This is a genomic window from Shewanella sp. Pdp11 (assembly GCF_002838165.1).
Lineage (GTDB): Bacteria > Pseudomonadota > Gammaproteobacteria > Enterobacterales > Shewanellaceae > Shewanella > Shewanella hafniensis.
The window spans coordinates 752,745-767,268 of sequence record NZ_CP015194.1 but is presented as its reverse complement, the minus strand read 5'-3'; the positions used below and the strand labels follow the sequence as shown (position 1 = coordinate 767,268).

Annotated in this window: 11 protein-coding genes; 7 read left to right on the top strand and 4 right to left on the bottom strand. The window is 47.6% G+C overall.

Going from position 1 to position 14,524, the window contains the following annotated elements:
- Positions 1 to 57: 57 nt before the first annotated feature.
- Complete coding sequence (locus AYJ58_RS03520) at positions 58 to 2,040, top strand: methyl-accepting chemotaxis protein (RefSeq protein WP_106649009.1); 1,983 nt, start codon at positions 58 to 60, stop codon at positions 2,038 to 2,040.
- An 82-nt stretch (positions 2,041 to 2,122) separates the two neighbouring features.
- Here AYJ58_RS03520 and AYJ58_RS03515 read toward each other — a convergent pair whose 3' ends face one another.
- Together AYJ58_RS03515 and AYJ58_RS03510 are read right to left on the bottom strand one after the other, a co-directional pair.
- Positions 2,123 to 2,596 carry a peroxiredoxin gene (locus AYJ58_RS03515; RefSeq protein WP_106649008.1) on the bottom strand — a complete coding sequence of 158 codons (474 nt, stop codon included), beginning with the start codon at positions 2,594 to 2,596 and terminating at the stop codon, positions 2,123 to 2,125.
- An 80-nt stretch (positions 2,597 to 2,676) separates the two neighbouring features.
- Positions 2,677 to 3,621: a choice-of-anchor H family protein gene (locus AYJ58_RS03510; RefSeq protein WP_106649007.1), complete on the bottom strand. Its 945-nt coding sequence runs from the start codon at positions 3,619 to 3,621 to the stop codon at positions 2,677 to 2,679.
- A gap of 359 nt (positions 3,622 to 3,980) precedes the next feature.
- On the opposite strand from AYJ58_RS03510, the gene AYJ58_RS03505 reads away from it, so the two are divergent.
- The 4 genes from AYJ58_RS03505 to AYJ58_RS03490 all read left to right on the top strand — a co-directional run bounded on the left by AYJ58_RS03505 (position 3,981) and on the right by AYJ58_RS03490 (position 7,989).
- On the top strand, positions 3,981 to 4,283 hold the full coding sequence (locus tag AYJ58_RS03505) for a PepSY domain-containing protein (RefSeq protein ID WP_106649006.1): 303 nt from the start codon (positions 3,981 to 3,983) through the stop codon (positions 4,281 to 4,283).
- A gap of 2 nt (positions 4,284 to 4,285) precedes the next feature.
- Positions 4,286 to 4,981 carry a response regulator transcription factor gene (locus tag AYJ58_RS03500; RefSeq protein ID WP_006079500.1) on the top strand — a complete coding sequence of 232 codons (696 nt, stop codon included), beginning with the start codon at positions 4,286 to 4,288 and terminating at the stop codon, positions 4,979 to 4,981.
- Positions 4,974 to 6,338 (top strand): ATP-binding protein, encoded by a 1,365-nt coding sequence (locus AYJ58_RS03495; protein ID WP_106649005.1) that lies wholly within the window; start codon positions 4,974 to 4,976, stop codon positions 6,336 to 6,338. The genes AYJ58_RS03500 and AYJ58_RS03495 overlap by 8 nt, the downstream gene beginning before the upstream one ends.
- Positions 6,339 to 6,486: 148 nt before the next feature.
- Positions 6,487 to 7,989: a DUF3300 domain-containing protein gene (locus AYJ58_RS03490; protein WP_106649004.1), complete on the top strand. Its 1,503-nt coding sequence runs from the start codon at positions 6,487 to 6,489 to the stop codon at positions 7,987 to 7,989.
- Between the two features lie 89 nt (positions 7,990 to 8,078).
- Here AYJ58_RS03490 and AYJ58_RS03485 read toward each other — a convergent pair whose 3' ends face one another.
- Together AYJ58_RS03485 and AYJ58_RS03480 are read right to left on the bottom strand one after the other, a co-directional pair.
- A complete protein-coding gene (locus tag AYJ58_RS03485) occupies positions 8,079 to 8,555 on the bottom strand; it encodes a cytoplasmic protein (protein WP_106649003.1) in 477 nt (158 codons plus the stop codon).
- 97 nt (positions 8,556 to 8,652) lie between these two features.
- A complete protein-coding gene (locus AYJ58_RS03480) occupies positions 8,653 to 12,198 on the bottom strand; it encodes a bifunctional diguanylate cyclase/phosphodiesterase (protein WP_232790855.1) in 3,546 nt (1,181 codons plus the stop codon).
- 704 nt (positions 12,199 to 12,902) lie between these two features.
- Here AYJ58_RS03480 and AYJ58_RS03475 point away from each other — a divergent pair.
- Together AYJ58_RS03475 and cyoA are read left to right on the top strand one after the other, a co-directional pair.
- The gene (locus AYJ58_RS03475; RefSeq protein WP_106649000.1) at positions 12,903 to 13,292 is read left to right on the top strand and encodes a hypothetical protein; all 390 of its coding nucleotides are present in this window, start codon (positions 12,903 to 12,905) and stop codon (positions 13,290 to 13,292) included.
- Between the two features lie 188 nt (positions 13,293 to 13,480).
- Positions 13,481 to 14,524 carry a ubiquinol oxidase subunit II gene (gene cyoA / locus AYJ58_RS03470; RefSeq protein WP_106648998.1) on the top strand — a complete coding sequence of 348 codons (1,044 nt, stop codon included), beginning with the start codon at positions 13,481 to 13,483 and terminating at the stop codon, positions 14,522 to 14,524.

Sequence of the window (14,524 nt, the reverse complement as noted above, 5' to 3'; positions counted from 1 at the left end):
GCTAAATTCATAAACTCAGAACAGTTAACTGGCTCTGACAATTATGAAGATTGCAAAATGAAAATTTCAACGCTGTCGCTCTCTGCTTCTGCCCTGTTGTTATTGCTCGCGGGATTATTGGCGGCCGTAGTGCTGTGGAGCAGTGATCAGCGACAAAATATAGAACAGCAAACACTCACACTGCAAAGCATACAAGAAGACTTCCTCGTCGGCGTACGCCGCGATCTCGACGGCTATCTCGCGAGCGGCAACGCTAGCCAACTTGAACAAGCTAAAACTAAACTCAGCGCCATTAAGAACCAGCTCACAGAGCTTAATCTCGCCACCATGGGCGCTACCGATAATGACTTGCAAGCAAGTCTCAGCAGCTTCATTCAAGATTTAGATACCAAGTACCGCGCCGCGGGTAAACTCGCTGGCAACCCTAGGCAACTGCTGGCCCACGCCGAATCTGAAATGCTCGACTATAACCGTCGTTTGGGCAGTTATGCCGATAAAGGCTTAACCACAAATGCGGCGGTCGCCGAACAATATCTGCAATTGAGCCGCGATTTACCTTCTATCGTCTATCAACTTTCCCAGCTGACCGATGGCTACCTCATCGGCAAAAATCAGCAACTCAAGGGCATTTTAGACAGCACCAGCAAAGAGCTCAATACGTGGCACGACGCACTCAGCGCACTGCCGTTAATCGGCGTATATGAGCAGCAAGAAGCCGATGAATTTGCCCTCGGTGCAAGCGAACCGGAACAGGTTGAAGTCGGCGAAAGTGACCGTAGTGAACTGCTGAGTCTCGCCAATCGATACAATAAAGAAGTCGCTAATACTCACCAATTGCTGCAAGCCAACCAAGAGATGCAAGATCAACTCATTCAAGCGATTAGCAATGTGGAACAACAGCTTATTGGCTTAGGTGAGGCTCAAGCAGCAAAGAATCAACAGCTGAAATATGAGTTACAGCTGATCCTCTACACTATGGTTTCGATCATGGCCTTGTTTGCGATTGGTTATTTAATCCTGCAGCAAAACCGCGTCGTCAAACCGTTAAAACGTCTCAACCAAGCCTTTATGAAATTAAGCGAATCGAACAGCCGCGAGCGTTTAGACATTAATCGGCGCTGCGAGACGGGCCAAATCGCAGGTCATTTCAACCAGTTGCTGCAAAGATTTGAACAGGAAGATGAGGCGCAGCGCCAGCAAATCACTAGGGTTTCTCAATCATTAAGCCAACTGGTGGCGCGCATTACTCAGCTATCGCAGCACACGGAGCACACCCAAACGATTGTGGCCGATACGCAAACACAAACCGAACATATCCGCAGCCTCGCCAATGAGGTGAGCCATACTTCGGCACTCGTGGAAGACAGCGCCGCCGAAACCATGCGCCAAATGCAGTCGAGCCAAACACAGGCCGAGGCCGTACTGAGCGCAACCGAGCAGACGCAAACCGCCGTTGGCCTTTGCCATGCTTCCCTCGAAAGCCTGAATAACTCAGTGACGGACGTATCGAAAATCATTGATGTGATTGGCAATATTGCCGAGCAAACTAACTTACTAGCCCTCAATGCCGCCATTGAAGCTGCGCGGGCGGGAGAGCAAGGTCGCGGCTTTGCCGTGGTCGCCGATGAAGTGCGAAATTTAAGTCAGCGCACCCAAGTGTCTTTAAATGAAATCGTGAAGATTCTGCAGCAACTGACCCAATCGAATCATGCTCTCAGTGAGAGTGTCGATGGCATAGCAGAGGCCACCAGCAGCCAAAAACTGCGCGCTCAAAGCCTATGGCAAGTGGCGCAAACGGTGCAAAATCAAGCGAGTGACATGGCCAATACCGCCAAACAAGGCTCGCTCAATGCCAAGGAGCAAGTCGATTATCTCGATCAATTTGTGCGCACTATGGATAGTTTAAAAGAACAGGCGCAAACCAGTTCACAACAGAGTGAAGTCATCGCCCAAGAAGTGCAACAGAGCGTCGAGGATATTGAGACCAGTTTAGGCATTGCCGATGTTGGTAACTTAGCACCGCAGTCGCGGGCCGCTTAACCCACTAAAATACCAATAAAAATGGGAGCCTAGGCTAGGCTCCCATCTATTTTGATGTCCGATTAAATTCGGAGCTGAATCATTACAGAGCAGCTAAAACCACTTCGGCTTTACTGGCTTCAAAAGCCTTTGGCTCTTCAACATTCAGCAGAGTCACTACGCCGTTATCTATGATCATGGCGTAACGTTGTGAACGCACGCCACCAAAACCAGCTGTATCCATTTCTAAGCCTAACGCTTTAGTAAAGCTAGCATCGCCATCGGCTAACATCATCAATTCAGAAGCATTTTGCGCTTCGCCCCAGGCTTTCATCACGAAGGCATCATTCACTGATACACAGGCAATCAAATCCACGCCTTTCGCTTTAAATTGATCGGCTAATACCACATAACCAGGTAAATGCGCTTCAGAACAGGTCGGAGTAAAAGCACCGGGTACAGCAAACAATACCACTTTTTTACCAGCAAACAGTTCAGTAACTTGGTGATTCACCATGCCATCTTTCGTCAGCTGGCTTAATGTGGCGGCTGGTAATGTTTGACCTTGAGCAATCATGTTTATCTCCATTGAGTTAAATTAACCTGTCCATACTAGCCCTATTTACCTGAGATAAACACAGAGAGAAATAAGGGTGATTAGGCGCGAGTGCGACTCATCCGCAGCCCGGCACACAAACCGAGGAATAACAGACCCAATACCGATAAACTACCGCCACTTTCTTCGACAACAATGACTTCAGGTTCTCGGTCTCGATCGCTACTTTCCAACGGCAAGGCATACAAACTATCGGTTTCATCGGCACTGATGGTCGCGACAATGTCGCTGTAACCCACTTCATACACATCAATCAACACATCATAGTGATCCGTCGCATAACCCGTGTAGAGCGTAGTCAGTACTTCATAGTCGTCTTGTGTTGAATCGCCATAAATAGTAAACACGTCTGTGGTGTAGTAATGCACCCAAGGGCCGCCATTACGACTGAGATACAGCTCAGCAAATAAGTCTGCTCTTTCATTAAGATAGGCGCCGTTTACATCGACGTCGAAGGTCACACTAAAGGTTTGATAAAATCCATCGTAGTCAAAGTCTTCGAACAAACGGCTGCTGGCATCAAAAATCGAAAAGCTGTGATACACAGGGGCGCGGTAGGGATCTTCACTAGTCGCGCTCGAACTCGGTATGCCTTGGCTCACATGTTTCGCAGTGACTTGCTCACGCGTCATCGGCGAGGCGCCCATTAGTTGCACGCGGTTTGCCGTCGGCGATTTGGCCGATAATACGGGCGCCAAGGATTTAACGGCCGCAGCGGCAGCTTCAGTGACATTTTTTGCTGGCGCCGCTTGTTGTAACAGGGCTAAAGCTTGCTGCTCCTGCTCGGCCGCTTGCTCGCTGTTTTCGGCTTTTTTGGCAATGCCGACACTGGCCGCAGTAAATGGCGTTAAGCTTTGCGATGACTCTAGTTCGCGGGGCTGAGCGCTAACAGCGGAGGACGCTAAAAACAGCGCGGCAATGGCCGTCGCTTTAATGAAATGACCGTTAACTGTGGCTGCCATACCTTGTTTATTGAGTGTGTTCATCTTGAATACCCCATGGATAACCCGTTCAAATTGGAGCCATTAAAGTGCAATGAAGGTGAACATAAGCTGAACATCAACATTTAGTGTTTTTTAACGTAAAAATACGTTCAGCCTTAGTTCATCTGGATTAGCCGACACTAGGGCATATTGAATGCGAGCATAGGAATAGACTCGCTGACAGAGCTGCAGTTCTGTCACGCATAACAAAATGACTACCAAAGTTAATTTTGATGGAATTGTGCCAACCAATTGGCTGATCTCTATGTGTTTGTTAAGGTGTTGAGGTATTCTTAGTCGACTCGATAAGTTATCCATCTCATTCATTAACTTAAGATCGCCGAACATTGCGGGTACCAGATATGAAACTTGGTTTGACCTTGGCCCTAATCGCTTGCTTATTCGCCTCCTTTGGCAGCATGGCAGGCAATGATAGACAGGATGATCGCACTCAGTCTCGCAACCAAAATGCGAAGAATGAGCAACGCCGTCTGGCGGTCAATAGCCCAGATCAAGCTGTGGCAATGGCGCAACGACAATTTCAAGGCAAAGTATTGAGCGTACAATCCAGCGGATCGGGATATCGTATTAAAATCCTCAATAATGATGGCCAAGTGTTTTCTGTCTCAGTGGATGCCGCATCTGGCCGAGTGTCGAGGAACTAACTATGCGATTGTTATTGGTTGAAGATGATTTAGAACTGCAAGCGAACTTAAAACAACATCTGCTCGACGCCCATTACAGTATCGATGTGGCGAGCGATGGTGAAGAAGGCTTATTTCAAGCACTCGAATACAACTATGATGCGGCGATCATCGATGTCGGTTTGCCTAAACTCGATGGTATCGCGCTTATCCGTAGCGTACGCGAACAGGAACGCGACTTCCCAATCCTGATTTTAACCGCGAGGGACAGTTGGCAAGATAAAGTAGAAGGACTCGACGCCGGTGCCGACGACTACCTGACGAAACCTTTTCATCCCCAAGAACTGGTCGCGCGGCTCAAAGCCCTGATCCGTCGCTCTGCCGGCAAGGCCAGCCCTTTAATTTATAACGGCCCATTTAGCTTGAATACCAGCAGCTTAGAAGTGCGTAAGGGTGAAGAACTGGTTAACCTCAGCGGCTCTGAATACAAGTTATTCGAATTTTTTATGCTGCATCAGGGCGAAGTGAAATCTAAAACCGTATTGACGGAGCACATCTACGATCAGGATTTTGATTTAGATTCAAACGTCATCGAAGTCTTTATCCGTCGGTTACGTAAAAAACTCGATCCTGATAATCAATACAACCTGATTGAAACCCTGCGCGGCCAAGGTTATCGCCTAAAAGCGTTAACGCCCGAGCCCACTGCCGATGAGTAAACGTGCCATTGTGTGGCAAGTATTGAACTCCCTTAAAGCGCGCTTAGTGATTAGCGCGCTATTGTTTATCTTAGTGTTATTACCTTTGATCGGCGTTGCCTTAAACGATGCCTTTACCGAACAAGTTAAAAGCGCGACCAAAAATGAACTCAGCGCCTATGTCTATTCGATACTCGCGGTGACTGAAGTCGAGAATAAACAAATCTCTATCCCAGAATTAGTACTCGAAAATCGTTTTAACCTCATTCAATCAGGGCTGTATGCCATTGCGACCACTGAAGATGCCAGCGGCAAACAAACGATCGTGTGGCACTCGCAATCTTTTATGGGCATGGTGCCACCGCCGCATTTTACTATCCCAGCAACGGGTCAAAGTGCCTTTGAGCAAATCGAGCTCGCCGAACAACCCCATTTGATTTATAGCTTTAGCGTCAGTTTTGCCAGCCAAAATCAAAACGTGCCCGTGACGATTCACATCATTAAGGACGAGCGCGAATTTCAGCAGCAAATCGATCAATTTAACCAGCAGCTTTGGACTTGGCTGCTGATCCTCATGTTCGTCATGCTGGTGTTCCAACTGAGCTGGCTAGTGTGGACGCTGCGGCCATTGGCACGCTTTACCCAAGAATTACATTCCGTCGAGCAAGGTAAGTCGATGCAGCTAAGTAGTCAGTACCCCACTGAATTACAAGCCGTTGCGCGGCAGCTCAATATTTTGCTCAATACCGAGCAAACCCAACGCAAACGCTACCGTAATGCCTTGGCCGATCTTGCCCACAGCCTCAAAACACCGCTGGCGGTGATCAAGAGTCAGGCCGACTTAAGCGAAGCCTCCAGCGAGCAAGTGTCGGTGATCAGCCGCATTATTGGCCACCAGCTAAAGCGCGCCCAAACGGCAGCGGCAGCCTCGTGGCATTTAGGCATTCGCGTCGATGACGTCGCCGCTAAGTTATTACGCACCTTAGCTAAAATTTATCGTGAGCCGCAAATCAACCTCAGCGGCGAGATGGCGGACGCAGCAGTATTCAAAGGTGATGAAGCAGATCTCACGGAAATTCTCGGTAACGTGCTCGACAACGCCTGCAAAGCGGCAAAGTCCACAGTTAAATTAACCGTGACCGGCGATGCCTATCAACTGCTTATCTGCATCGAAGATGATGGCCCAGGGATCAGTGAAGCCCTGCAAAATCAAATCTTTGAACGTGGTATTCGCGCAGACTCCTACCTTCAAGGTAATGGTATTGGGCTTGCTATCGTGCGCGATTTAGTCGACAGCTATAACGGCAGAATTTCTGTCTCTCGTTCGGAAACCTTAGGTGGTGCCAAATTTAGCATCAGCTTTGCACACTCAGTTTAAGTCTTTATTTTCAATACCATAGATTTAAATTCCCACCTAAATTGCGGTTAAAAATAACTTTTTAACCGCAAAATGCTTTCAGCTTATGTTCATATTCAAACGCCTATGATGCCCATAACATCCTCGAACAGGATTATTGGAGCAAACCATGAACAGACAACATCGATGGAATTGGCTAGTGTTAACGGCGGCATTAGTGGCCTTGCCTTTCACTACCACAGCACAAGCTGCGGGCGTATCTGTGAGTCAGGGCTCGAGCGCTGCGGCAAGCCAAGCCGAACTCGAACAAATGCTGGCGCCTATTGCCCTGTATCCCGATAGCTTATTGACCCACATACTTATTGCCTCAACTTATCCACTCGAAATCGTGCAGGCACAACGTTGGTTAACCCAGCGCCCCAAATCCTCGGTCGATCAACTGATGTCGCAGGCCGAAGATCAAGATTGGGACCCGAGCGTCAAAGCCTTGCTGGCCTTTCCGACGCTGCTGCAAAAAATGAGTGAAGATCTCGACTGGACTCAAAGACTCGGTGAAGCCTTCTTAGAAGATGAAGGCCAAGTGATGAACAGCATTCAGTCCCTAAGACAACAGGCTGATAAAGCGAATAGCTTAGCGGACATGGATAACATGGCAATTACCCGCGCCAACAATCAGATCATCATAGAACCCGCTAAGCGAGAAATCGTCTACGTCCCCTATTACGATCCACGCGTGGTTTACGGCACATGGCGTTGGGGTGTGGCTTATCCACCTGTATATTGGGAATTTGGCGGCTATGCTGGCTACCCCTATCGTCCGAGTCATACCCATTTCTACTGGTCACCGGGCATCCATATTTCCTTTAACTACTTCTTCAGTTCGTTCCACTGGCACAACCATAAAGTGGTGGTGATCGACTATCGCCATTCACACCGATATCGCCCACGTGAAAGATACAGTGTTAGCCATGGCGCACAACCTTGGAAACATAAACCCGAACATAGACGCGGCGTGAGTTACCACAACCCCGTCGTGAAGCAACGCTATTACAACGAAAATAAGTATCGCGGTAGAGATTCATACTCTAGCGGCAGCAAGCAACACTTCAATAGCCAATATTCGAAGTCAAAAGAACGCCAAGAGACCCATAGCAATCAAGGTAATATGAGTAATCAGGGTCATAAGAGTCGTGACAATAAGGACTATCATAGCGCCAGTCGTGAACGTGATAACCGCGCACCGAGTTATCAAAAAACGCAGGCCGAGTTAAAGGAACGTCGCACCGCGGCTATGGTACAAACGCCGACTCACAAGGATCGCAATGACATGCAATCGAGACCCGTGCAGCCAAAGCCAATACCATCGAGGGAGCCGCAGCAAAGGCAATACCAAACTCGTGAATCGCAGCCGCGTAATGTCGATCAACAAAGGACGCAGCCACAAAGGCAAGAAAATCCAAGGACTGCGACCCCAAGAGTTGAAACGCCACGACCCGAGATAAGACGCGCAGAACCGCAACGTATTGAACAACCAAGGCAAGCGGCGCCGAGACAACGCGAAGACGTAAGAGTGAGACAAAGTGAGCCACGCCAAAATGCGCAAACCGCTCGCTCGGTAGAACATAACCAAGGCCGCTCAACTCAAAGCCAAGAACGCCGTCATAGGGAATAATCCCGCTATGGCCGCATTAACACAAAGAGCGCAGTTAACTGCGCTCTTTGTGTTTTAATTAGTTGTTAAATGACTTATTTTTAAGCCGCTTAAAACTTTAAGGTCAGGGACTGACCTTCACCCATGCCCTGCCATTCGATACTCAGATCCATAATCTCATTAAGAATATGTTCAAAGTCCGATTGGCTGACGGTTGGAACGGCTAGGTCGCGGCTGTTGCAGGCTTGTTCTAACAGATAAATAAAGCCGTCATAGGTTGGCGTTTCGCCCGACCAGAGTAGCGACTGCAGGGTCTCGACTATGGATTCGGTTTGCCACACTTCCGTTTTATCTGCGATAGCGCGGGAGGTTTCATTATGATCTAAGGTAAAGCTGATATCGGCGCCAGCTCTGACCTGCGAGAAGAAAGCCCCTTGAATATGCAGACGTTTTTCAACCACATAATGAATCATATCGTGGGGAGCAATGCCCTGTTCTGGCATTTGGGTTTGGGTCGCACTACCGTCCATGCGCACGCAGCGCAACTGACCATAACGCTGGGTTCCTTTGGTGAAGATGACTTGCATAAAACCATCCTTAGTATTTCGATTAACGCATACATAACGCGAACTCAAGTATAGTCCAACTCAGCGCCAGTATTAGGAAACCAACAATACTCTGCCGTTATAAATTACGCTGAATAAAGCGGAAACACTCTTCTGCCGCCAAAGGTTTACTAAAGTAAAACCCTTGCACTAAGTCGCACCCCATGCTCGACAATAATACCAATTGTGCTTCGTTTTCAACGCCTTCTGCCACCACAGTTAGCCCCAACTCATGGGACATAGAAATGGTCGCAGCACTGATAGCAGCATCGTTCGGGTCGCTCTCAATATCCTTCACAAAGGAGCGGTCGAGCTTCAATCTGTCTAAGGGCAAGAGTTTCAAATAGGATAAGGAGGAATAACCTGTGCCGAAATCATCAATCGCAAGCTCGATACCATGCTGGCGCAATTCCGCTAACAGGCGCGCATTCTGCTCCGGATATTGCATTGCCACACTCTCGGTGATTTCGAGCTCCAATGCCCCTTTGCCCAACTTATGCTTTAAAAGCACATTGGTGATATCGGCGACAATGCTATCTTTGCGGAGTTGATGCGCTGACAAGTTCACTGCCATTCGCAGCTCAGTCGCGCCCGCAGCGCGCCAAACGGCAAGCTGCGCCATCGCAGTTTCTAACACCCATTTGCCGATAGGAATGATCATGTCAATCTCTTCGGCGATGGGAATAAAGCGGTCTGGCGCTACCATGCCAAACTCAGGATGTTGCCAGCGCACTAAGGCTTCGACACTGACCACTTGCCCAGTGCGGATATCAATTTGTGGCTGATAATGCAGTCGTAATTCATCGTTAGCGAGCACTTGCCTCAGGCCCGTTTCAATTTGCTGGCGCTCGGTGATCAAGGTATTCATCGCCGCAGTAAAGAATTGATAGTTGTTGCGCCCCGCAGCCTTGGCGCGGTACATGGCCATATCGGCGTTTTTCATCAAGGCTTCAACACTGTCGCCGTCGGTCGGGAATAAACTGATGCCTATACTCGGTGATGAATGTAATGCTTGATTGTTAATAACATAGGTTTGACTCAAACCACTGCGCAGCGCTTCAGCTAAACTGGCCACCTCATCATGGTTCGTATCAGATAAGGCAACCACAAACTCATCGCCACCTAGACGTGCCACAGTGTCAGTATCACCAACGATGTTTTTCAAACGCCGCGCAACTTCTAACAACAGTTGATCGCCCACATGATGGCCCAAGGTGTCGTTGATATTTTTAAAGTGGTCCATGTCGATAAACATCACGGCAATTTGACTGTCGGATGCCAGCGCCTCCCTGAAAACCACTTCGAGGCGCGACTGTAAGCTGAGTCGATTAGGCAGTAACGTCAAAGAATCATGGTGGGCGAGGAAATGAATCCGTTCTTCACTGACTTTACGCTCGCTGATATCGGTAAAGCTGCCGATGTAATGGCTCACCGCACCTGCATCATCGCGCACCACAGACATCATCAACCATTTGGGGAAATCGTAACCATGCTTATGTCTGTCCCAAACTTCGCCTTGCCAGAATCCCGTTTGTTCAAGGGCAGCACGCACTTGAGGGTCGATATTTTTGTCGGTACGCTCGGCCTCTAAAAAGCGGCAGTTTTTACCAATGATTTCTTCTCGTGAATAGCCGGTTATCTGAGAAAACGCAGTATTCACATCCACAATAATGTCGTTGGCATCCATAATAGTGATGCCTTCACCGCTTTGCTGGAACACCTGCGCCAATAGATTTACCCGCGCAACGGTGCGCTCCTGCTCGGTAATATCTTCAACGATAAAGAGAATAAGCTGTTCACCATCGGCACCTGTGACTAACGCACCATTGAGACGCACCGCCACTAATTGACCATTCTTATTCAAATAATGCTTCTGATAAGGGCCATAACGACGCGTTTGCTTTAGACGTTCTAATTGCTCAGTTTCACTTAATTGGTAACGCTTTGGTGTGAGCTCCCAAGGGTCAAGCTCATTTAACTCAGCGAGTGTGTAACCCGTGATCGCTTCGAATGCGGGGTTGATCGCCACAAACTGGCTATCGTCTAAACGTTTAAGCACATGCCCTACAGGCGCCTTATCAAACAAGTTACGATATCTTTGCTCGCTTTCGACTAAAGTGGCCTGAAAAGCCTGACGACGGGCAATTTCCTTTGACAAGGCCATGGTTTTTTCCGTCACTTTCGCGGCAATACGTTGACGCTCACCGGAAGAAACCAGTGTCATACCGCCCACAACGGCACAGGTAATAAAGGCAAGCAGAAGCATCAGTAGCGATAAGCTAAAAGTATCACCCATTAGCACTGCATAGGATTGATAAATCACTATGTGCCAATGACGATCCGCTAACATCAGGTTTGCCTGAAAATACTGCCCAGTTTTATCGCTAAATAGCTTGCTATTAAACTCGGGAAACGACTTCTGGGTATTGCTGTAAAGCAATGCACCGCCCGCACTCATGTCAGAGAGTTTCCACTGCAATCCCTTTACGCTTTCAACATCATTAATAATGCTCTGCAAATCAATCACAGCCGAACAAAATCCTGAGATTTTGCCTAGCCGATCGAACGAGGGTGCTATAAGCAAGGTGCCACCAGGGCCATTGGGATCTTGTGCTAATTGGATCTTAGCCGTCATCACAGGCGCTAAAGTCGCGCGCACTTTGGCAATGGCGGCGGCTCGTGTTGGTTCACTATTGAGATCTAATCCCAATGCCGCCTCATTACCTACGAGTGGCTGAATATACATCACAGGGACTAGCCAGCCATCGGCATTAGCTTGCCAATCTTGAGGCCGCTTGACTTTGTAGGGAGCGCCAATGGCCGAACGGGTTGATGCCTCAAAACTGGGTAGATCGGCAGCCGCCACTAACGGCGACCAAGACCAAGCTCTAAAGCCATCTTTCTGCAACATGTTACGTTTGCCAAACTGCACAAACTCTTCATCAGAAACCTGCTCGCTATTATCGAATAAACTCGCTAAGGCGATAATTTGCTGCAGGTTGGCGCTCTGAAAACTATCAATATTGCTAATAATGGCATTGGATTGGATTTGAAACTTATCTTGCAGTTGTTGGCGCTGATTCATATTTGAGTAGTAATAAATACCCACGCAGAATAAAAAGCCCACCAGCAGAGGCACGCCGGTCTGAATGCGGCGAACACGCCAGATTGTCCGCTTATCAAATAACAACATAGTCAAGGGGATAAAGATCACGGCGCCGAGTAAATCTCCTATCCACCAATTCACTAAACTTCCCAGTAAATCGGATGGCGGAATCGTACCGTTGATCACTAAAGCGCAGTTGCCAAAAACGGTCGCCACAATACAAGTAAAGGCCAAGCTCAAGCAGGATTTAATGACGGTATTAGGATTATCTAAGGCAAATAAATGATCGACTCGCCCAAGAACATGGGCAGAAAGCACAGCCTGTATGCAAGACCCAATCGAGATAGCAAAGGGTAACCAGCCCCAATGGATATGCCCGCCAATATTGATGTTGATCAGTAGCGAACCAATAAACACCCCCACCCAAGGGACATATTCTTTCCACAGGATACAGGCAGCAATGGCAATCCCTGCGGCAGGCCAAATGGCAGCTGAATATCCTGGTGGCAACGCAATCATCAAGCCTAGTTTACCTACAATTATGTAAGCTAAGGCGATGAAAATGTTTACCTTAAGGTATGGGGTAATTGACTTTATGTGTAATCCTTTAAACTGCCATAGTTACAATATTCAGAATCATAATGCCCTACTCGTTAACTCAATCTCAAGTAGATATCTGGGCAGTGATAAAATCACAGTCTAATAATCGTTTTACCTAATGTAAATAGCGTAAATGACTGACACGACCATTGTTTTAACTTGATGTTTTTATTTGAGATGCCCATCTAAAATCCGCTTAGTCAAACTTTACTCGCATTAAAAATAAGCATGTAAACATGTGCGCATGAGTCAGAGAAAACAGCAGTGCTATTCGGCACGCCTAAAAAGTAAATGTTGGCTAAAACCCGCAAGTTTATCGAGGTATTCATCCACCCCATGACTTAGCCAATACATCAACTTTAGCCAAAATGAATAAATGAAGCGCCTCACACATTCCCAATTTATGAGAACCAAATCAGTTAAATTTAAGTTAATTTTGTAAATTTATTGATTTTATTTGGTTTTAATTAAGGTTTTTTTAATGCTTAACGTCTTTTCGCACGGGGATCCGCTTTCAATCAATAGCCGCTTCTTGGTATCCTCCTGCCGCATAAAAAAGTTGCATGCTGAATATTTTTTGTTCTGCCAACTGACTCCCTTTCCCGTTCAACCGGACCCGTTAATTGAAATTAGCTCTTAGCCAATTCATTGCTGAAAGATTGAACCTGATTATTCGGTTTTCAACCTTTAGCATGACAAACCTAACCCTGTTTTTCGGGTTATTGTTTGTGCTGCCTGTAGCTGACGTTTTATACGTATTAATCGGCGGTTGTGTTGATATTAGTGAACTCATCAGCCTCAGCAATGGCTTTTTAGTCGAGTTTATCGGCGCCAGTCTGCTTAGCCTGTTATTGCTCAACCCCCTCGTTATTCTGCAGTTATGGCATTTAATCGACTGCTGCTTCAAATTTTTCAATAATCTCGATTTAACTAACGCTTCACTTTTTTTAGCACCCCCAAGGCTAAAATCCCTCGAATATACCGCCCACGGTTGTCGCGCCCCACCATTTTAACCCTCTGTTTTTAAATTCAAATTAAGCATTAAGCGCTGAAAGCGGATCTTCGATTTCGTCGGGATGGCTGCACATTGTTGTGTCATGTCTCTTGGATTTCAGGATTTGCGCTCAGATAACGCCGCTTAGTGCGACTGCCTGTTCACGCTTGGCAGAGTTGTAAACCTTAGGGTTAGAGGAATCTTCCTTTGTTAATTCGAAAATTAAGTAAAGCGGCAATCGCGGCAGTAGCATTCATGCTCGCGGGTTGTGATGGCGGTGTGTTGGACCCTAAGGGTCAAATCGGTATCGATGAAAAACACCTGATTATCGTCGCCACCCTACTCATGCTCATTGTTGTTATCCCAGTGATTGCCATGACATTGTACTTCGCGTGGAAATACCGCGATGGCCGTGATCAAGAAATCTATGCGCCTAAATGGGCACACTCAACGGCGATTGAAACCGTAGTGTGGATAGTGCCGATTGTGATCGTGATAGTGCTAGGTGTGATCACTTGGGGTTCGACCCATGATCTTGATCCCTATAAACCTTTAGTACACGAAGCGAAACCCGTCACGGTTGAAGTGGTGTCGCTGGACTGGAAATGGTTATTCATTTATCCAGAACAAGGCGTGGCATCGGTCAATGAGTTGGCGTTCCCAGCCAATGTGCCAGTGAATTTTAAGATTACCTCTGACACTGCGATGAACTCCTTCTTCATCCCTCAGTTAGGCAGCCAGATTTACTCTATGGCGGGCATGACCACTAAATTGCATTTGATCGCTAACGAGCCTGGCACCTTCGACGGTATCTCGGCTAACTACAGCGGCGCCGGATTTGCGGGCATGAAGTTTAAAGCGATTGCCACTCAAACACCTGCCGACTTCGATGCATGGGTGGCCAAGTTAAAACAACAGGGTAAGACTTTGGACTCAGCGGCCTACGCCACACTGGCTAAACCGAGTGAATACAATCCGGTTGAATACTTTGGCTCAGTCAGCAAAGGGATGTTTGACCAAATCGTGATGCAATACATGCACATGGACTCACATGAAGGCATGCAAGATCACGAAGCAATGCAACACATGGGTGCCGACCACAACATGGCTGGCATGCACCACGATATGGCGTATATGGCAAGCGAACAGGCTATGCCAAACGCACAGAAAATGGCCGACACGGAAAGCTCAACCCATTCTGACACTTCATCTACAGAACACTCATCCACCCAAAAAGTGGAGGCGGAGTAA